Raw genomic sequence first — 16,973 nt, forward strand, 5'->3', positions numbered from 1 at the left:
CCCATGACTCAATACCGCACGGCGGCGGATGCCGCACGGGTGAATCGTACCGAGCCCGGCGGGTCCGCCGCGAAGTGATGGGGGGCGGTGAGCGACCGAGAGGCCGTTCCCGCGTCAGGAGTCTCCGCCGCAGGCGTCCTCGAAGGTGTCGACGCCGCCGTGCAGCGACTTCAGCAGCCGGTCCCGTTCGGCCTCGTCCACCTGGACCGGGGTGACGCCGACGGCCTCGGTGAGCCGGCGGAAGCCGCCGCGGCTCTCCAGCCGTCCGCTGACCCGGATCGGCAGTCCGACCAGGTGGGCGTGGGCGGCGATACGGTACTCCGCCTCGTCCAGCCGGACCCGGACCTGGCGGACGTCGGCGCCGGCGAGGACCCGGAGCCGGACCGAACCGCCGCCGGACGGGGTGGGCCGGCGCAGCCGGACGACGGTGCCCGTCACCCGGACCGGGACCGACGGTTCGCGGCGCAGATAGCGGGCGCTCGCCGCCTCCAGGGCCGGCAGGTCACCGGGCGAGAACTCCACCGGCTCGGGACGGCTCGCGAAGCCGCCGGGCGGACCGGCCGCCGGTGACCAGGCGAGCGCCACCTCCATGCCCTCGGTGCCGCGCACCAGCCGGACCAGCGCCTCGGCCAGCTCATGGCAGACGCCGAGGTCGACCGCGGCGTCGAACGCCTCCATCCCGCCGGTGGCGCGCTGGAGGTCCACCGCGTCCCGGGCCGCCTGCAGCGCCCGCAGCACCGACCGGGCCCGCGCCGCCCTCGGGGACGGGGGCGTACGCGGTGAGCAGATGGCCGCCGGTCACCGGCCCGACCAGGACCTGTTCCAGGAAGCCCGCGGCATGCGGCCCGTGCCGCTCGCCGAAGTACCCGGCGGTCTGCCGGGCGGCGCGCGCGGCGGCCAGCAGCATCGCCCGGGCGCCGGCCCGCAGCTGCTCGGCGGTGGTCCACGGCACCGCCTCGCCGATCCGCGGCACCTCGCGCCGCCAGCGGATCTCGTCGCCGGGGACGGTGAGGGCGAGCAGCACCTCGCGGGCGGACGGGGCGGCGGAGCGCGCGAGTGCGGTGAGCGCCTCACCGAGCAGGTCGGTGTTGTCCGCGTAGCCCGGGTCCGTGGTCCGGCCGCGGCGCGGACGGCCCTCGGGGACGAGCAGGCTGGTGCCGGTGCCGTTCCCCGTCGGCCGGCCGGCGTCCGCCCCCGCGTCCTGGAGCCGGACGGCGCTGCCGGGCGGGGTCCAGCGGCTGTAGCGGCCGGGGGCGCCGCCGCGCCGCTCCCAGCCGTGCCGGACGAGCAGCGCGGTCAGTACCGCGGGGTCGACCCGCTCGGGGTCGGGCAGAACGGGCTCATCGGTGTCGGTGGGCCGGTGCATCACGGTCTTCCTCCCGCCCCGACCCGCGCCATGATCTGGCACAGCGCACGGTCGTCGAAGATCCGCGCGGTCGGTATCCGCACTGTGGTCTTGCGCTTGCCCGTCACGGCGACGCCGGCCAGGTTCGTCCAGTAGCAGCAGTGCCGCAGTTCCAGCCGGTCGTGCCCGGCCGCCAGCCACTCGTCCTGCGTGCGCGGCACGAGCATCACCACCAGGATCTTGTGCACCGACGCCGGGGTCCTGGCCAGTTTCACCAGGTGCTCGTTCTCCAGCGTGAAGCCGAAGGTCGGCCCCGCCGGATGCGGGGCGACCTGGTAGGTGCACTTGAGCTGCACCTTTATCGTCACCTCGTCGTCGACGGCGTGCGCGCGCGAACTGTGGCTGAGATGCCAGTCGATGCCGTTGTCCGGGAAGGGCTGGGCGAGCGAGCAGCCGGCCGCCGCCGCGACCGCGTGCAAATACCCCACCTGCAGGGTCTCCATGCAACTGGTGGTGGCGAGCCCTCCCCTGAGCGGTGTGGCCCGCTCGGCCGTCGGCTCGCCCGGGGCGGGCTGCGTGAGCGCCATCGCTCTTCCGTGCCTTCCGAGCCGTGCGTTGTCAGTGCGTATCCGTCACCTGTGTCTTCTCCACCAGCGGAGGGTCGCAAACAGTTGCGGTTCAGTGACCACGAGTTACGGGTACATACCGCTCAGGGGCGGCAGATCTGACCGCCCGTCAACCTCCCCGACATCCTTGGGAGTACCCCATGCCTCGCTGGTACGACGGACCACTGGCCTCCTTCGACACCGAGACCACCGGCGTGGACGTGGAGCACGACCGCATAGTCTCCGGGGCCCTCGTGGAGCAGGACACTCCCGGCGCCGAACCCCGTGTCCTGCGCTGGCTGGTGGACCCGGGTGTGCCCGTGCCGGAGGGCGCGCGAGCCATACACGGACTCAGTGACGCCTTCCTGCGGCGGCACGGCCGCCGGCCGGGTCCGGTCGTCGAGGAGATGGCGCAGGCGCTCGCCGGCCGGGCGGCCCGGTCGGTGCCGCTGGTGGTGATGAACGCGCCGTTCGACCTCACGCTGCTGGACCGGGAGTTGAAACGGCACCGCGGCGGAACGCTGCACGGCCGGCTGGACGGGGCGGCGCTGTGCGTCCTGGACCCCCGGGTGCTCGACAAGGCGCTGGACCGCTACCGCAAGGGCCGGCGCACCCTCACCGACCTGTGCGCGCATTACGGCGTCGAGCTGGCGGACGCGCATGACGCCGCGGCGGACGCGACGGCGTCCCTGGAGCTGGCCCGGGCGATAGGCCGCCGCTTCGCGGAGCGGCTCGCCGAGCTCGGCCCCGCCGAGCTGCACGAACGCCAGACGGCGTGGCACGCGGGCCAAGCCCGCGGCCTGCAGGCCTACTTCGCCAGGAACGGTACGCCGGAACGCTGCGACCCGTCCTGGCCGCTGCGGCCCGCGCCGATGATCCCCGCGCAGCGCGCACGGCCCCCTGCCGCCTGAGCGCCAGGACCCGCGCGGCGCCCGTCACGCACGAAACCGGCCGGTCCATGAGGACCGGCCGGTTTCCCTGCTGTGGGCGATACTGGGATCGAACCAGTGACCCCTTCGGTGTGAACGAAGTGCTCTCCCGCTGAGCTAATCGCCCGGGACGTCCCGAACAATACAGGGCGCGGGCCCGTCCGTTCAAACGCCATTCCCGGCCGGGCCGGCCACGAGCCGGTCCCGCAGCCCCCGCCGCCCCTGGCGCATCATCAGCGCGTGGTTGGCCCGGAAGAACGGCCGGCACGGCACCGCGAGGCGCCGCATCAGGGGCTTGCGGACGACCACGTCCTCCTCGAAGAGCAGCCGCGTGCCGCCGCCGTCGGCCGTCACCGTCCAGCGGACCCAGCCCTCCAGGTCCCCGGTCATCGTCACCTCCAGCACTCCGGCGGCGTCGTCGTGGCGCGACTCGCGCGCGTCGACGACCAGGTCGTACGGGAGCACGGAACGGAACCGGAGGGTGCCGGTGGTCTCGCTGGTGCGCCGCACCTCGCGCACCTGCCGCCACCACGACGGGTACTCGTCGGGACGTTCCAGAACGGCGTAGACGGCATCGGGGCGGGCGCCGAGACGCCAGGTGGTGCGGAAGCGGTAACGGCTCCAGTCCATGGAAGCCAGTGTGGGTACTCAGGCACGTTCTGAGTACCGGCCCGGATGACGGATCTCGTGGTCCACGCCACACTCCATCGGTATGGAGCCCCTACCGCCACCCGCCCAATGCCCGGCCTGCGGAACGTTTCCGCACCCGGCGATGCCCGTACCGGTGTGCCCGCGCTGCGCGCTGCCGCTCACCGGCGAGATCGCCGCGGAGCTACGGGCGGTCGGGACCGCGCTCGCCGCGGTCGACGCGGAACGCGGCCGTCTCCTGGGCCGCCGGGCCCAGTTGCTCGCCGCGGCGCGCCCGGTGGCCTACCCACCGCCGCCGCCCGGCTGGGGCCCGCGCCCCGGTCCGGCCGCGGGTCCCTTCGCGGTTCCGTTCGCGCGTCCCGTCGCGGGTCCCGTCCGTGAGACGTCACCGCCGAGCGCGCAGAATCTGCTGCTCTCCCTCGGCGGCGCCCTGCTCGCCGTCGCGGTGACCGCCTTCACCGTCGTCAACTGGGGACAGCTCGGCATCGGCGGCCGGTCCGCGGTCCTGGGCGCGCTGACCCTCACCGCGCTCGCCGTTCCCGCGCTCCTGCTGCGCCGTGCGCTGTCGGCTACCGCCGAGGTGATCGCCTGCCTCGGGCTGGTCCTGCTGCTGCTCGACGCGTACGCCGTGCGGCGGGTGAGCGCGGAGCTCGGCGAGATCCACGCGCTGGTGTACACCGCCGGGTGCCTCGCCGTCGTGAGCGCCCTCTGGGCGGGCTACGGGCTGCTGCTGCGCGGCCGGCTCGTGCTGCCCGCGCCCGTCGCGCTGGTCCTCGCCCAACTGCCGCTGCCGCTGTGGGCGTGGGCGCACAGCTCCGTGCGCGGTTTCGCCGCCGCCGTGCTCCTCGCCGCCGCGTCGGACGCAGCTCTCGCCGTAACGGCACCGGGCCGCCGGCTGCCGCGCGGTCTGCGGACGACCGGCGCCGTGGCCGGCACGGTGTCGGGTCTGCTGGGCCTGGCCGCCGCGCTGTGGCTGTCGCTGGACGCCGCGTCGACCGGCGCCGCGCTGCAGGCCTGCGGCCTGCTGCTGGCAGGTGCCGCGGTGGCCCTCACGGCCGCCCACCGCCTCCCGGCGGCGGCTCCGGTGCACCCGGTTCCCGTCGCCGGTACGCCGCCCCTCAGCGCCCCCGTCACCCGGCACCCCGCCGCCGCACTGCTCGCCGCTCTGGCCGCTCTCGTGACCATCGCCGGGACCGGTGGCGTGGTGCGGACGTGGGTCGCGGACGACTGGGTCGTACCGGGGTACCTGGGCTGCGCGGTGGCGGTGCTGGCCCTGGCCGCCGCCCTGCGCGGCGGATCGCGTGGCGCCACGGCCGACGGGGTCGCGACGGGAGCCTCGGCGGCGCATCTGCTGGCGGCGCTGTGGGCGGTGCCCGCGCTGGCCGTGACCTGTTTCGGGCCGCTGAGCTGGGTGGGTTCGATCTGGTCGGGCGCCCCGCACAGCGCCCACGACGCTCTGACGCCTCATGGGCTGCGGGTCGCTCCGCCGTCCATGGTGGTGGTCGCCGGGCTGCTCGCCCTGGTCCTCACGGCGACCGCGCTGCGGCGCCCCGCGTGGCGGGTGCCGGGCCCCGCGGCCGTGGTGTGCGGCGCCGTGACCGTCGCGGCGCTGCCCGCGGCCGCCGGCGCGACGTACCCGGTGGCGCTCTCCCTGCGGCTCGCACTCGCCGTCGCGCTGCTCGCGGCGGCCGTGGCCGTACGCGTGCCGCTGCTGTCGCGCACCGCGCTCATAGCCGGCACGGCCACCGCGGGGACCGCGGTGGCCTGGGGTCTCGCCGGGCGGACCGCCACGTTCGCCGTGCTGGGTGTGCTCCTGGCGGCGTTCGCGGGGACCGCGGCGGTGCGCGGTGACATCGTGCGGCGGACGGTGGGCGCCGTCGGCACCGTGGCGTGCGCGACCGGGCCGGCCTGGGCCGGTCCGGCGGCCGCGGGCCATCCGTCGCAGGTGGCGGCCTTCCTGGTCCTCGCGGTCGGCGCCACCGCCGTGCTGTCCGCGGCGCCGTCCGGGTGGCCCCGGCAGGCCCTGGAGTCGGCGGGGTGGGTCGCGGCGGCGCTGGCGGTCGTGTTGGCCGTCCCGGACGCTCCGGCCCTCGCCCTGGTCCTCGCGGCGGCCGGTGTGCTGGCCGCCGCTCTCGCCCTGCGCCAGGACCGCCGGCAGGCCGTCTACGCCGCCGGCGCCCTGACGGCCGCGGCGAGCTGGGTGCGGCTGGCCGCCTCCGGCGTCACGACACCGGAGGCCTACACGCTGTCGCTGACCGCCGCGGGGCTGCTCGTCGGCTGGCTGCGCCGCCGCCGCGACCCGGCGGCCTCGTCCTGGTCCAGTTACGGCCCGGGGCTGGCGGCGACCCTGCTGCCCAGTCTGGTGACCGCGTGGGGCGACGCGCACTGGCAGCGCCCGCTGCTGCTGGGCGCGGGCGCGCTCGCCGTGACGCTGCTGGGCGCCCGGCACCGGCTGCGGGCCCCGCTGCTGCTGGGCGGCGCCGTCCTGGTGCTCCTCGCGCTGCACGAGCTGGCCCCGTACGTCGTCCAGGTCGTGGGCGCGGCGCCGCGCTGGCTGCCGCTCGCGGTGGCGGGGCTGCTGCTGCTGGCGCTGGGCACGACGTACGAGCGCCGGCTGCGCGACGTCCGCCGGGTGCGCGAGGTCATCGGCCGGATGCGCTGAGCGCGGCGCGCTGGGTTTCCGGGGCGCGGGAGTCCCGGAAACGCCGAGGGCCCGGAAGCGTTTCGCTTCCGGGCCCTCGGTCGGGGTGGGCGATACTGGGTTCGAACCAGTGACCCCTTCGGTGTGAACGAAGTGCTCTCCCACTGAGCTAATCGCCCCCGTGCGGGGACAACATTACCGCACCTCAGACGGTGCCCCGGACCATCCGCGGGTCAGCCGATCCGCCATGGCATCTCGAATCCGAACCGCCAGACGTAGTAGCCGAGCAGGGCGCCGATGATCACCAGTCCGACGGCCGTCAGGATGATGTTGCGGCGCCGCACCCTGGGGTCGAGCGCACGCTGCGCCGCCTCGGTCACCTTGCGCTTCGTCCAGCGCAGCACGAGCTGCGCCCAGACGAATTCGGTGGCCCAGATCGCCATTCCCCCGAAGATCACCAACCAGCCGGGGCCCGGCAGCGGCAGCATCACCACACCGGCCGCCACCACGGCCAGCCCGACGATGAACACCCCCACCTGCCAGCTGAGGTGCAGTCCCCGGGATTTCCTGATGAATTCAGGAGCCTTGGAACCGAGTCTCCGGTCCATGGCCACATTCCCCTGAATTTCGTCACTCTCCGCAGTCATGGCGCCAAACCTACCCGAAGGGCGGAGATCACCGGAATGGCCTTCGACACCGTAAAAGTACTGGGCCGGACGAGGTACCAGAAGCCTCACAAACCAGTCAGAGGGGTTTACAACGTCCCCGCAGGTGGCATGTCGATTTCGCCGACGTGCGAATCCCCGAGCGCACACTGAGCGAAAGGCCCTGGCGCTTATGAACACCACGGTCAGCTGCGAGCTGCACCTGCGCCTCGTTGTGTCGAGCGAATCCTCACTGCCTGTACCCGCAGGCCTGCGGTACGACACGGCCGATCCCTATGCCGTGCACGCCACCTTCCACACTGGTGCCGAAGAGACGGTCGAATGGGTGTTTGCCCGCGATCTGCTCGCCGAGGGCCTGCACCGGCCTACCGGCACCGGAGACGTCCGGGTCTGGCCGTCCCGCAGTCATGGCCAGGGCGTCGTGTGCATCGCCCTCAGCTCCCCAGAGGGGGAGGCGCTGCTCGAAGCCCCGGCGCGGGCACTGGAGTCGTTCCTCAAGCGGACCGACGCCGCTGTGCCCCCGGGCACCGAGCACCGTCACTTCGATCTGGACACCGAGCTCTCCCACATCCTCGCGGAGAGCTGACCCCAGCCCACCAGCCGTCCGGTGCCGTCCTACTCGGGGGCATGGCCCGGACCCGACCGCCGTACGAAGCCTCGCATGCGCTTCACAGAGCCACCGCTGTGGACCACGACCCCCACGGCGGTGGCTCTCGCGCGCTAGAGTCGCCGGAACGCAGCCGCCCGACCCCCACCGGCCAGGGAGCGATTCCGTGTTGATCAACCATGACACCAGGTACGCACTCGACTGTGTGGTGGACCTGATCAACACCTCCCCGGAGAGCGAGGGCCGGGAGGGTCTGCACGATGTGGCCGCGCTGCGCGCGTTCGTCGAGGAACACCACGTGAGCGAGGTGGGCCGGCTCGGCGAGCACGACCTCGCCACCGTGCGCCGGGTGCGTGAGCGGTTCGCGCAGGTGTTCTGCGCCCCCAGCGCCCAGGCCGCCGCCACTCTGCTGAACGCGATGGTCGCCGAGGCCGGGACCACCCCGCGGCTCACGAACCATGACGGCCACGACTGGCATGTGCACTACTTCGCCCCGGGCGCGTCGCTCTCCGACCACCTGGCCGCAGACGGCGGCATGGCGCTGACGTTCCTGGTCGTCGCCGGTGAGTGCGAGCGGCTGCGGCGCTGCGACGCCCCCGACTGCCGCCGGGCCTTCGTCGACCTGTCGCGCAACCGTTCCCGGCGCTACTGCGACAGCCGCACCTGCGGGAACCGGCTGCATGTCGCCGCGTACCGGGCCCGGCAGCGCGAGGCCAGCCGACCCTAAAGCGTGTTGCGAAAGTCCCGCCTGGCACACGCCCTCGCCGCGTTGTCGGGCTCGTCCACGTACGACCAGTACGAGGACGACCCTCCGCCTTGCGAGCGCACGCACCAGACACCGTGGGCCACACCCTCCGGGCGAACAGCGCTACTTTCGACACCGCCCTAGCCGCGGCTCACAGCATGACGATGTCGTAGAGCGCGCCGAATCCGATGAGCCCCGCGATCACGCAGAGGAAGAGCATCAGCGGCGGCTGGGAGAGCGCGAACAGACAGCCCTTGGGCTCGTCGGCGCCCGCCCTCGGCCGCGGAATGTCTCCGGGGGCCGGCCTCTCGGCCTCAGGTGTCGGCCGTGGGCACGGGGGTGACCCCCCGGAAGATCGCAGCACACCGCGATGATGACGCAGCACCCCATGCCGCCGCGCCCAACACGCGAACTCTCAGGGGTGGTTCTGCGTTCCGGGGCCCTGCGGCAGGTCAGATGCCGCGGCGCTTGAGGATCTCCTCGATGTCGGAGAAATCGGACAGTCCGCCGTCGGTCGCGGCCTTGGACTTCGCCGCCGGCTTGCGCCCCGCGGGCAGTGAGGGCTGGGAGGCGCCGGGGGCCACCGCCGGAGCACCCGCGGCGGCAGCGGCGGCCTTGCGTTCACGGCGGCTGCCGCCGGCGCGGCCGGCGGCGAAGCGCGTCACCGTGTAGAGCACCACGGACACCGCGAGCACACCGAAGCCCAGCCACACCGTCGGCTTGAAGACCAGGTCCGCGGCCCAGCTCCCGGTGGCCGTGCCGACCTTCCGGCCCAGGGTCACCAGGCCCGTCATGTACAGGCCCACCGGCAGCAGGGCGAAGGCGGCGGTGCGGACGGCCGCGAGGTAACGCCGGCGGTACGCGGTCAGCATCGCGATCGCCAGGCCCGCCGCGGACAGTGCGACGCATACGGTAGCGGTCAGCATCCAGTGCTCCTGATCCTGTACTCCTGCGGCGGTATCGGGATGTTCCTGTATCCATCGTGCACCCGTCGCGAAGCCGGAGGCCACGTCCCGGGACCTGTCTCAGGGTGATCTCGGGGGAGGGCTCCTCCCCAGGTGCCAGACTGGGCCGCATGAACGACGTCACTCCCCCTGCCACCGCCCGCGCCGTCCTGGAAGTCTGGTGCGAGCTGCAGTGCCCCGACTGCCGCACCGCCCTCGACGACGTACGCGCGCTGCGCGCCCGCTACGGCGACGCGCTGGACATCCAGCTGCGGCACTTCCCGCTGGAGAAGCACCAGCACGCCCTCGCCGCCGCCCAGGCGGCCGAGGAGGCCTGGGCGCAGGGGCAGGGCTGGCCGTACACCGAGGCGGTGCTGGCCCGGACGGAAGAGCTCGGCAAGCGCGGCGAGGAGCTTCTCGTGGAGGTGGCCCGCGAAATGGGGCTGGACGCGGAGGAGGTGGACACCGCGCTGATCGACGGCCGGCACCTGCTGATCGTCGATGCCGACGAGGCCGAGGGCCGGGCGATCGGTGTCACGGGCACGCCGACGTATGTGATCGACGGGCAGCGGCTCGACGGCGGCAAGAGCCAGGAGGGGCTGCGCGCCCGGATCGAGGAGATCGCGGACCGGCTGCTGGCCGGATAGGTCCGGTCCGAAGTCCTCTCCTCTGGAGCAGCAGCCGCTAGAGCAGCCGCTTGAACAGATGGCGGCGCGTGGTCGCGTACCCCAGGGACTCGTACAGCCGCAGCGCCGGCGTGTTGCCGCCGAAGACGTTCAGGCCCAGGGTGCCGACCCCGGCGCCCAGGCACTCCCGCTCCGCGACGAGCATCAGGGTGCGGCCGTGCCCCTGGCCGCGGTGCTCCTCGGCCACCTCGACGGAGAAGACCCACGCCGGGACCCCCGGGTCGGCCGCGTCCCGCAGCCTCAGCCACAGGGTGCCGACGTCCCGGCGCCGGTGGACCAGGGTCAGCAGCAGGGTGCCGTCGGTGCGGGGGCCGTCCGGCAGGGCCGCGCTGTGGTCGGCCTCGGCCCGGGCGGAGGCCTGGGCGAACGGGACGCCGCGGGTCACCATGCCCTCCACGTACGCGATCATCTTCTGTTCGTTCCAGGCGGGGAACTCCGCCTCGGTCACCGGGCGGACGGTGCTGCCTGCGGGCAGTTCGGGTGCGGGACCGGACAGCCGCTTGACCATGCCGCGGTTGCGCTCGGTGTAGCCGAGGGTGTCCGCGAGCCGCTGCGCGAGGACGGCGTCCGCCGGGATGTCGACCGTCACCTCGTCGCACCCCCAGCCGCGGAGCACCTCCTCGGCGGCGAGCGCGGCGACCGTGGCGCGGCCGCGCCGCCGGTCCGCCTCGTGGATCTCCAGTCCGGTGATCCGGCCGGCCGTGACGCCGAACCGCGGCCCGGCGGAGAGCTCGATCCCGCCGACCGGCCTGCTGTTGACGCATACGGTGTAGCGGCGCGAACGCGCGCCCGCCGCTCCGTGCCGCTCCGGCTGATCGGGTCGCAGGGTGGTTGTCATGGCGTCACTCCCCCGTTTGGACTGGGGCCAGTTCTACCCGCTCCTCAGCGCCACGTCACGGATTCGGGTCGGCTCCGGCCCGTTCCGCGAAGACCCGCATCGCCTTGGCGGTGACCGGGCCCGGTGCTCCCGGCAGTTCCCGCCCGTCGACCAGCCGTACCGCCTGGACATCGCGGAGGGTGGACGTCAGGAAGATCTCCTCGGCCTCGTCGAGCGCCTCCAGCGGCAGATCCGCCTCCTGGGCCCCGCTCCACTCGGCGACCAGCTCGCGGGTGATGCCGGCGAGACAGCCGGAGGAGAGCGGCGGGGTGAGCAGTTGCCCGTCGAGCACGACGAAGATGTTGGAGCCGGTGCCCTCGCAGAGCCGCCCGACGGTGTTGCCGAATATCGCCTCGGAGGCGCCGTGGGCGTGGGCGCGGGCGAGCGCCACGACGTTCTCGCCGTAGGAGGTGGTCTTCAGACCGCTGAGCGCGCCCCGCTCGTTACGGGTCCACGGCACCGTGACCACGGCGGTGGTGTCGGGCCGGGCGGCGGCCTCGCCGAGGGCGATGATCAGGGTGGGTCCCGCGTCGCCGCGGTCGGAGCCGAGCGGGGAGAGCCCGCCGGTGTACGTGATCCTGAGCCGGCCGAGCGGCACCGGGTTGGCCGCCAGGACCGCCGCGCAGCCCCTGCGCACCTCGTCGTGGTCCGGGTCCGGGAGTCCGAGACCGCGTGCGGACCGGGTCAGCCGGTCCAGGTGGCGGGTGATCGCGAACGCCGCGCCGTCGACCGCCTTGAGCGTCTCGAAGACCCCGTCACCCACGGTGATCCCGTGGTCCAGCACCGACACCGTGGCGTCAGCGGCGTCCCGCAGCGTGCCATCGACCCAGATCTTCACGGTGTGGTCCCTTCGTGTCCCGGATGGTCCCCCGACGCTACCGCCAGCAGCCGGGACGCCTTCAGCTCGGTCTCGTCCCACTCCCGCACGGGGTCGGAGCCCCAGGTGATGCCGGCTCCCGTGCCGAAGCGCAGCAGCGGTTCCGGGCCGGTGCGGTCGACCCAGAACGTCCTGATCCCCACGGCCAGTTCACCGGTGCCGCGATCGGCGTCCACCCAGCCGATACCCCCGCAGTAGGGGCCGCGCGGCACCGTCTCCAGTTCCTCGATGATCCGCAGCGCACTGGACTTGGGGGCTCCGGTGACCGAGCCGGGCGGGAAGGTGGCGGCGAACAGCCCGGCCCAGCCGGTGTCCTGGCGCAGTTCACCCCGCACGGTCGAGACGAGGTGGACCAGCCCGGGGTGCTTCTCGACGGCGCACAGCTCCGGGACGGTGACCGAACCGGTCGCGCAGACCCGCCCCAGGTCGTTGCGGACCAGGTCCACGATCATCACGTTCTCGGCGTGGTCCTTGGGCAGCAGATCCGCCTCCGTACGTCCGGTGCCCTTTATCGGGCCGGATTCGACGAGGGAGCGGTCACGGCGCAGATAGAGCTCGGGGGACGCGGTGGCGATCTCCACACCGTGCCCGGGGAGCCGGATGGTGCCCGCGTACGGGGCCGGGTTGCCGTGGGCGAGCACCGAGCCGAGCGCGTCGACGTCGGACCGGGCGGGGTCGGGCAGCGGAGCGGACAGCACCCGGCAGAGGTTGGCCTGGTAGACGTCGCCGGCCGCGATGTACGCGCGTATACGGCGCACACCCGCGATATAGGCGTCCCGGTCCAGTGAGGAGGTCCACGCTCCGGTGGCCGGTCCGCACCAGCCGTCCGGCGCCGCCGGCGGCGCGCTGCGGACGTCCCCGAAGCGCGCGCACACCACCTGTCCCTCGAAGTCCACGGACACCGCCCAGAAGCCCGAGGAGTCGAGCGCGGCGAGATCGCTGGTGACATCTCGCAGGTCGGAGGCGACGCGGCCGCCGAAGCGGGCCATCGGGACGAGGTCTCGCACAGTGCTTCCAGGGTCGGTCCGAAGGGGTGTGGCCGAGTCTAGAGCGGTGCCCGTCGCGGCGCCCCGCTGGTCATCCGCTGGTCAGCAGCCCGGCACGCTGCGGAAACCGGTTTTTGAGCTGGCCGTGGAATCCGCTAGAGTTCAACACGTCGCCGGGACGCGGAAGCGCCCCGGAGCTACGACACCTGCGGACGTGGCTCAGTGGTAGAGCATCACCTTGCCAAGGTGAGGGTCGCGAGTTCGAATCTCGTCGTCCGCTCGGCGTGGGGGATTTCCCGTCCCCCGCGATGTTGGTGGAGTGGCCGAGAGGCGAGGCAACGGCCTGCAAAGCCGTCTACACGGGTTCAAATCCCGTCTCCACCTCACGCGCGATTAGCTCAGCGGGAGAGCGCTTCCCTGACACGGAAGAGGTCACTGGTTCAATCCCAGTATCGCGCACGCAGCACAGCACCACTTGTATCGCAGCAGTTGTAGTGGGTCCCGCGCGATTAGCTCAGCGGGAGAGCGCTTCCCTGACACGGAAGAGGTCACTGGTTCAATCCCAGTATCGCGCACGCAGCACAGCACCACTTGCATGGCAGCAGTTGTAGTGGGTCCCGCGCGATTAGCTCAGCGGGAGAGCGCTTCCCTGACACGGAAGAGGTCACTGGTTCAATCCCAGTATCGCGCACACGTCATGACCGAGGGCCGGAGCGATCATCGCTCCGGCCCTCGGTCGTTCCCGCTGCCGCTCGCCGGGCGTCCCCGGCATCCGTCCTGGGATCAGGACGAGAAGAGCATGTGCCCGAAGCTGCGGTGCTTCTGGTGGTGGCCGCCGTGGTGACCGCCGTGGCCGCCGTGCTGCGGGGCGCTCCAGGCGGGACCCGCGGGGTACGCCTGCGGTGCCGGGTAGGCCTGCTGGGCCGGGTAGGCCTGCTGCGGCGGCGCGGCCGGCTGGTTCCACTGGCCTTCGACACGGGTGAGTGCCTCCAGCTCGCCGTAGTCCAGGAAGATCCCCCGGCAGTTGCCGCATTGCTCGATCTGGACGCCGTTGCGATTGAACGTGTGCATCGGGCCCTGGCACTTGGGACAGTGCATCTCCGGCTCAACTCCTCAATTGCGGTGATTCGCCACCGGAACGCCCGTCCGGCGGAGCTGGGTTCACGATACGTGGGTGATCCGGGCGCAGGCAGCGGTGAGGTCCTGCTCGACTTCGTCGAGCGGTCGGTTCTCGCGGGCGGCCCGCACCACGGCCAGCGCGGCCGACTGGACGGTCAACGCGCGGGCCGGCACGTCCAGATACGGCCAGGGGTCGCCGTCGGGGGGGACCGCCCGGCCGCCCGCGTCCCGGTAGGCGCCCAGGAAGCGCGTCCAGACGTCCGGGTCGAGCAGTCCGGTCGCGAACCACATGGCGGGGCGGGCCAGGTCCCAGGCGGGATCGCCGATCCCCAGGTCGTCGACGTCGATGAGCTGCCACGGACCGCCGGGGGCGGGGTGCCGGACGAGCTGGCCGAGGTGCAGATCACCGTGGCAGAGGGTGTCCGCACGCGGCTGCGGTGCCTCGTCGCGGGCCCAGCCCGGCAGACACTCCCAGGCCCGCAGCACGGTGTCCGCGGCGGGCGACCGGGCGCCGGCGGTCATCCGGGCGACGGCGCGGGCCGCCTTGGCGGGGCCGCGCATGGGCGGCAGCGGGTACGGCAGCGCCTGCGGGGGGACGGCGTGCAGCCGGGCGAGCAGGACGGCGGCGTCCTCCCAGGGGGCACTGCCGGGCTCCTCGCGGTCCACCGGTACACCCAGCGGCCAAGCGGTGACGGGGCGGCCGTGCAGCAGCGAGCCTGTCCTGGGCGCCGGCAGTGGCAGCGGGGCGAGCAGGATGCCGCGCAGCAACGGGTGCGCGGCGACCCCGAGGCGGACCGTGAGGGCCTCAGGGTCGGTGTCACCGGCGTGGGCCTTGGCGACGAGCGCGCCGCTGCGGACCACCGTGCCGTCGGGCCGGTGGGCGAGCACCGAGGTCTCCGGTACGCCGGAGATGCCCGCGGCGAGCGCGGCGAGCTCCGCCGTCAGCTCCTCCCCCACCACTGTCATACGTTCAGTCAAGCACCCTCGCGGGCCCTGACGTGCGTGATGCCCAGGTACCACCGCTGGTACCCGGGCATCACGGCCGTCCGTCGCACCCCCGTCCCCACGGGGTTTCGTACCGGTTCCCCAGCCCGGACCGCTCTTCCGGGCATGGGGCCGATGCAACGGGGCGCTGTGTCAGCGCCCCATCAGCCCGGCTACGGACGACGCTTGTGCGGCCACCGCGTCGAAGCCTCCGAAGAGCAGGGCGAGGAGCACCGCGAGTGGCAGCACCATGGCCGCTGCGACCAGCGGATGGCGCGTGCCGGACGGGCGGGTACCGAAGGCGGCGATCCTGCTGCCGCGCACGGGGCGCACCGTACGACTCACTGTGTTCGCCATGGCCCTCTCCTGAGGTGTCGGTCGTTCACGCTGGTGGTACGTCTGGTTGTCGGTCAGGCAAGCGGCGGGCGTCTGACCTCGGGGGACGAGTGCTACGCCCGCCGCTTGATTTCAAGATTAGGTGCGCGCCATGGCCTGGTCGTCATGCCGTCGTACCGCTTTCCGGGCCTCCGGGAGGATGACGCGGACCCGCCCGGGGTACTCCCCTGGGTGGACACCGGGCCCCCGGTCCCAGGGTGATCCCTGAGGGGGCTACCCCCAGGGGATGACCGCCCGCCGGGCCCTTCGGTCGCGCTGGACCCGGCCTAGGCTTCGGTGTCGTCCCTCGGAATGGGCTGCTCCACCAGGGCGAGCACCCGGGTGGACATGAATCGGGCGGTACGGACGACGGTGCCGTTGCGGGTGACTTCACTCACTTCCACCACACCGCGGCGCACCGCGGTCTCGACCCGGCGGCCGGCCCTGGTGGCCACCACCTCATAGGTACGGGTGGTGTCCCCGGCATCCACGACTATCTCCACGCGATCACCTTTCACGGCGTCATTCCCCCTTGGCAGACGGGCCGTTGATGGTGCGGGCCCGGCCGTTCCACCCCTTCGGAGCGGTCCGTTCCCACCTCTTAAGGATCCCACCCGGCACTGACAATCCCCCGTCCGGCGCATGCGCGGCCTATCGGCGCAGCGGGAGTTCAGTCCGTAAGCTGTGGACGTCCAACTGGCCAGGCAGCGGGGAAGAACATGGCGATGATGCGGCTCCGGCGCGAGGATCCGCGTGTCGTCGGCTCGTTCAGGCTGCACCGGCGGCTGGGCGCCGGCGGCATGGGTGTGGTGTACCTGGGTGCCGACAAGCGCGGCCAGCGGGTGGCACTGAAGGTGATCCGGCCGGAACTGGCGGAGGATCAGGAGTTCCGTTCGCGGTTCGCGCGGGAGGTCTCGGCCGCGCGCAGGATCCGCGGCGGCTGCACGGCGCGGCTGGTGGCGGCCGATCTGGACGCGGACCGGCCGTGGTTCGCCACCCAGTACGTGCCCGGCCCCTCGCTGCACGACAAGGTCGCCGAGGAGGGGACGCTGCAGGCGTCCGAGGTCGCCGCGATCGGCGCGGCGCTCGCCGACGGCCTGGTGGCGGTGCACGAGGCGGGCGTGGTCCACCGCGATCTGAAGCCGTCGAACATCCTGCTGTCGCCGAAGGGCCCGCGGATCATCGATTTCGGGATCGCGTGGTCGACCGGCGCGAGCACCCTGACGCATGTGGGGACGGCCGTCGGCTCCCCCGGGTTCCTCGCCCCCGAGCAGGTGCGCGGCGCGGCCGTCACCCCGGCGACCGACGTCTTCGCGTTCGGCGCGACCCTCGCGTACGCGGCGACCGCCGACTCGCCGTTCGGGCAGGGCAGTTCCGAGGTGATGCTGTACCGGGTCGTGCACGAGGAGCCGGATCTGAGCGGGGTGCCGGACGCGCTCGCTCCGCTGGTCTACGCGTGTCTCGCGAAGGACCCCGGGGACCGGCCCAGCACCGTTCAGCTGTCCGAGCGGCTGGCCGAGATCGCGGCGCGTGAGGCGCGCGGGCTCGGCGCGCCCCGGCGCGAGGCGGTGCCGAAGACGGCGGGCCCGCGCCCGGAGCGGCCCACCGGGCGGCGGGCCGAGGAGTACGCCCAGCAGCACACCGAGCGGCGGACGGCGGGCGGTACGGCGTCCTCGGCGCGGCACACCGGCCGTACGCCGGTCCCGCGGCCGCCGGGGCAGCGCACTCCCGCACCGCGCACTCCAGCGCCCCGCACGCCCGCGGGACGCCGGCCCGGCGGGCCCGACCGGCGGCTGCTGCGGCAGCGCCTCATCGTCTTCGTCATCGTGACGCTGCTGGCCGCGGCCTGTATCGCGGTCGCGCAGGGCGCCTGGCCGCGCTGACCCCTCTCCCGAAGCCCACCCGCGCTGCTGCGGGGTCTGGCGTCGGCACCCTCACAT

At 73.2% G+C, this 16,973-nt stretch carries 18 protein-coding genes, 7 tRNA genes and 1 pseudogene; 11 read left to right on the forward strand and 15 right to left on the reverse strand.

What is annotated here, in order from left to right:
* Positions 1–114 precede the first annotated feature (114 nt).
* A pseudogene (locus O3W51_RS14725) lies at positions 115–1,366 on the reverse strand (hypothetical protein).
* Positions 1,366–1,932 carry a DUF4365 domain-containing protein gene (locus tag O3W51_RS14730; protein WP_138352652.1) on the reverse strand — a complete coding sequence of 189 codons (567 nt, stop codon included), beginning with the start codon at positions 1,930–1,932 and terminating at the stop codon, positions 1,366–1,368. The pseudogene O3W51_RS14725 and the gene O3W51_RS14730 overlap by 1 nt, the downstream one beginning before the upstream one ends.
* A gap of 179 nt (positions 1,933–2,111) precedes the next feature.
* On the opposite strand from O3W51_RS14730, the gene O3W51_RS14735 reads away from it, so the two are divergent.
* Positions 2,112–2,861, forward strand: a complete 750-nt coding sequence (locus O3W51_RS14735; RefSeq protein ID WP_269286098.1) for an exonuclease domain-containing protein — start codon at positions 2,112–2,114, stop codon at positions 2,859–2,861.
* A gap of 73 nt (positions 2,862–2,934) precedes the next feature.
* Here the strand turns inward: O3W51_RS14735 and O3W51_RS14740 are convergent.
* A tRNA-Val gene (locus tag O3W51_RS14740) sits at positions 2,935–3,006 on the reverse strand.
* Positions 3,007–3,044: 38 nt separating this feature from the next.
* The gene (locus tag O3W51_RS14745) at positions 3,045–3,509 is read right to left on the reverse strand and encodes an SRPBCC family protein (protein WP_138352654.1); all 465 of its coding nucleotides are present in this window, start codon (positions 3,507–3,509) and stop codon (positions 3,045–3,047) included.
* Positions 3,510–3,651: 142 nt separating this feature from the next.
* On the opposite strand from O3W51_RS14745, the gene O3W51_RS14750 reads away from it, so the two are divergent.
* Positions 3,652–6,189 (forward strand): SCO7613 C-terminal domain-containing membrane protein, encoded by a 2,538-nt coding sequence (locus O3W51_RS14750; RefSeq protein ID WP_269286102.1) that lies wholly within the window; start codon positions 3,652–3,654, stop codon positions 6,187–6,189.
* An 86-nt stretch (positions 6,190–6,275) separates the two neighbouring features.
* Here O3W51_RS14750 and O3W51_RS14755 read toward each other — a convergent pair.
* Positions 6,276–6,347: transfer RNA gene (locus tag O3W51_RS14755), tRNA-Val, on the reverse strand.
* 54 nt (positions 6,348–6,401) lie between these two features.
* Positions 6,402–6,815 carry a TIGR02611 family protein gene (locus O3W51_RS14760; RefSeq protein ID WP_138352655.1) on the reverse strand — a complete coding sequence of 138 codons (414 nt, stop codon included), beginning with the start codon at positions 6,813–6,815 and terminating at the stop codon, positions 6,402–6,404.
* A 190-nt stretch (positions 6,816–7,005) separates the two neighbouring features.
* On the opposite strand from O3W51_RS14760, the gene O3W51_RS14765 reads away from it, so the two are divergent.
* Both O3W51_RS14765 and O3W51_RS14770 read left to right on the forward strand, forming a co-directional pair.
* A complete protein-coding gene (locus tag O3W51_RS14765) occupies positions 7,006–7,419 on the forward strand; it encodes an SsgA family sporulation/cell division regulator (RefSeq protein WP_003959770.1) in 414 nt (137 codons plus the stop codon).
* A 187-nt stretch (positions 7,420–7,606) separates the two neighbouring features.
* Positions 7,607–8,167: a CGNR zinc finger domain-containing protein gene (locus tag O3W51_RS14770; protein WP_138352656.1), complete on the forward strand. Its 561-nt coding sequence runs from the start codon at positions 7,607–7,609 to the stop codon at positions 8,165–8,167.
* Between the two features lie 169 nt (positions 8,168–8,336).
* Here O3W51_RS14770 and O3W51_RS14775 read toward each other — a convergent pair whose 3' ends face one another.
* Together O3W51_RS14775 and O3W51_RS14780 are read right to left on the reverse strand one after the other, a co-directional pair.
* Complete coding sequence (locus O3W51_RS14775; protein WP_138352657.1) at positions 8,337–8,549, reverse strand: hypothetical protein; 213 nt, start codon at positions 8,547–8,549, stop codon at positions 8,337–8,339.
* Positions 8,550–8,637: 88 nt separating this feature from the next.
* Positions 8,638–9,111, reverse strand: a complete 474-nt coding sequence (locus O3W51_RS14780) for a hypothetical protein (RefSeq protein ID WP_138352658.1) — start codon at positions 9,109–9,111, stop codon at positions 8,638–8,640.
* A gap of 149 nt (positions 9,112–9,260) precedes the next feature.
* Between O3W51_RS14780 and O3W51_RS14785 the strand changes: the two genes are divergently transcribed.
* A complete protein-coding gene (locus O3W51_RS14785) occupies positions 9,261–9,776 on the forward strand; it encodes a DsbA family protein (RefSeq protein WP_164296999.1) in 516 nt (171 codons plus the stop codon).
* A 37-nt stretch (positions 9,777–9,813) separates the two neighbouring features.
* Here O3W51_RS14785 and O3W51_RS14790 read toward each other — a convergent pair whose 3' ends face one another.
* Genes O3W51_RS14790 through O3W51_RS14800 form a run of 3 tightly spaced genes read right to left on the reverse strand, consistent with a single transcriptional unit; the run spans position 9,814 to position 12,558 of the window.
* Positions 9,814–10,653 carry a GNAT family N-acetyltransferase gene (locus O3W51_RS14790; protein ID WP_138352660.1) on the reverse strand — a complete coding sequence of 280 codons (840 nt, stop codon included), beginning with the start codon at positions 10,651–10,653 and terminating at the stop codon, positions 9,814–9,816.
* Positions 10,654–10,708: 55 nt separating this feature from the next.
* Positions 10,709–11,530, reverse strand: coding sequence for an aminotransferase class IV (locus O3W51_RS14795; RefSeq protein ID WP_138352661.1), 822 nt, complete (start codon positions 11,528–11,530; stop codon positions 10,709–10,711).
* Positions 11,527–12,558 (reverse strand): chorismate-binding protein, encoded by a 1,032-nt coding sequence (locus O3W51_RS14800; RefSeq protein ID WP_138352725.1) that lies wholly within the window; start codon positions 12,556–12,558, stop codon positions 11,527–11,529. Before O3W51_RS14800 ends, O3W51_RS14795 begins: the two co-directional genes overlap by 4 nt.
* Before the next feature lie 205 nt (positions 12,559–12,763).
* Here O3W51_RS14800 and O3W51_RS14805 point away from each other — a divergent pair.
* The 5 genes from O3W51_RS14805 to O3W51_RS14825 all read left to right on the forward strand — a co-directional run bounded on the left by O3W51_RS14805 (position 12,764) and on the right by O3W51_RS14825 (position 13,246).
* Positions 12,764–12,835: transfer RNA gene (locus O3W51_RS14805), tRNA-Gly, on the forward strand.
* Positions 12,836–12,868: 33 nt separating this feature from the next.
* Positions 12,869–12,939 (forward strand) — tRNA-Cys (locus O3W51_RS14810).
* A 3-nt stretch (positions 12,940–12,942) separates the two neighbouring features.
* A tRNA-Val gene (locus O3W51_RS14815) sits at positions 12,943–13,014 on the forward strand.
* Between the two features lie 44 nt (positions 13,015–13,058).
* Positions 13,059–13,130: transfer RNA gene (locus O3W51_RS14820), tRNA-Val, on the forward strand.
* A gap of 44 nt (positions 13,131–13,174) precedes the next feature.
* Positions 13,175–13,246: transfer RNA gene (locus O3W51_RS14825), tRNA-Val, on the forward strand.
* Between the two features lie 92 nt (positions 13,247–13,338).
* Here the strand turns inward: O3W51_RS14825 and O3W51_RS14830 are convergent.
* From O3W51_RS14830 to O3W51_RS14845, 4 genes are all read right to left on the reverse strand, one after another.
* Positions 13,339–13,653: a TFIIB-type zinc ribbon-containing protein gene (locus tag O3W51_RS14830; RefSeq protein WP_198359265.1), complete on the reverse strand. Its 315-nt coding sequence runs from the start codon at positions 13,651–13,653 to the stop codon at positions 13,339–13,341.
* A gap of 63 nt (positions 13,654–13,716) precedes the next feature.
* On the reverse strand, positions 13,717–14,640 hold the full coding sequence (locus O3W51_RS14835; RefSeq protein ID WP_198359266.1) for a phosphotransferase family protein: 924 nt from the start codon (positions 14,638–14,640) through the stop codon (positions 13,717–13,719).
* Positions 14,641–14,811: 171 nt separating this feature from the next.
* The gene (locus tag O3W51_RS14840; protein WP_138352664.1) at positions 14,812–15,015 is read right to left on the reverse strand and encodes a hypothetical protein; all 204 of its coding nucleotides are present in this window, start codon (positions 15,013–15,015) and stop codon (positions 14,812–14,814) included.
* Positions 15,016–15,320: 305 nt separating this feature from the next.
* A complete protein-coding gene (locus tag O3W51_RS14845; protein ID WP_138352665.1) occupies positions 15,321–15,551 on the reverse strand; it encodes a hypothetical protein in 231 nt (76 codons plus the stop codon).
* 201 nt (positions 15,552–15,752) lie between these two features.
* On the opposite strand from O3W51_RS14845, the gene O3W51_RS14850 reads away from it, so the two are divergent.
* Entirely contained in the window at positions 15,753–16,916 is a 1,164-nt protein-coding gene (locus O3W51_RS14850; protein ID WP_138352666.1) for a serine/threonine-protein kinase, read from the forward strand.
* Positions 16,917–16,973: the final 57 nt, after the last annotated feature.

The organism is Streptomyces sp. H39-C1 (genome assembly GCF_027158125.1).
GTDB classification, from domain to species: Bacteria; Actinomycetota; Actinomycetes; order Streptomycetales; family Streptomycetaceae; genus Actinacidiphila; species Actinacidiphila fildesensis.

Bases quoted from the DNA above. Each gene is read 5' to 3' on its own strand.
- O3W51_RS14730 (WP_138352652.1), bottom strand. From the start codon at position 1,932: ATGGCGCTCACGCAGCCCGCCCCGGGCGAGCCGACGGCCGAGCGGGCC.
- O3W51_RS14735 (WP_269286098.1), top strand. From the start codon at position 2,112: ATGCCTCGCTGGTACGACGGACCACTGGCCTCCTTCGACACCGAGACC.
- O3W51_RS14745 (WP_138352654.1), bottom strand. From the start codon at position 3,509: ATGGACTGGAGCCGTTACCGCTTCCGCACCACCTGGCGTCTCGGCGCC.
- O3W51_RS14750 (WP_269286102.1), top strand. From the start codon at position 3,652: ATGCCCGTACCGGTGTGCCCGCGCTGCGCGCTGCCGCTCACCGGCGAG.
- O3W51_RS14760 (WP_138352655.1), bottom strand. From the start codon at position 6,815: ATGACTGCGGAGAGTGACGAAATTCAGGGGAATGTGGCCATGGACCGG.
- O3W51_RS14765 (WP_003959770.1), top strand. From the start codon at position 7,006: ATGAACACCACGGTCAGCTGCGAGCTGCACCTGCGCCTCGTTGTGTCG.
- O3W51_RS14780 (WP_138352658.1), bottom strand. From the start codon at position 9,111: ATGCTGACCGCTACCGTATGCGTCGCACTGTCCGCGGCGGGCCTGGCG.
- O3W51_RS14785 (WP_164296999.1), top strand. From the start codon at position 9,261: ATGAACGACGTCACTCCCCCTGCCACCGCCCGCGCCGTCCTGGAAGTC.
- O3W51_RS14790 (WP_138352660.1), bottom strand. From the start codon at position 10,653: ATGACAACCACCCTGCGACCCGATCAGCCGGAGCGGCACGGAGCGGCG.
- O3W51_RS14800 (WP_138352725.1), bottom strand. From the start codon at position 12,558: ATGGCCCGCTTCGGCGGCCGCGTCGCCTCCGACCTGCGAGATGTCACC.
- O3W51_RS14830 (WP_198359265.1), bottom strand. From the start codon at position 13,653: ATGCACTGTCCCAAGTGCCAGGGCCCGATGCACACGTTCAATCGCAAC.
- O3W51_RS14835 (WP_198359266.1), bottom strand. From the start codon at position 14,640: ATGACAGTGGTGGGGGAGGAGCTGACGGCGGAGCTCGCCGCGCTCGCC.
- O3W51_RS14840 (WP_138352664.1), bottom strand. From the start codon at position 15,015: ATGGCGAACACAGTGAGTCGTACGGTGCGCCCCGTGCGCGGCAGCAGG.
- O3W51_RS14850 (WP_138352666.1), top strand. From the start codon at position 15,753: ATGGCGATGATGCGGCTCCGGCGCGAGGATCCGCGTGTCGTCGGCTCG.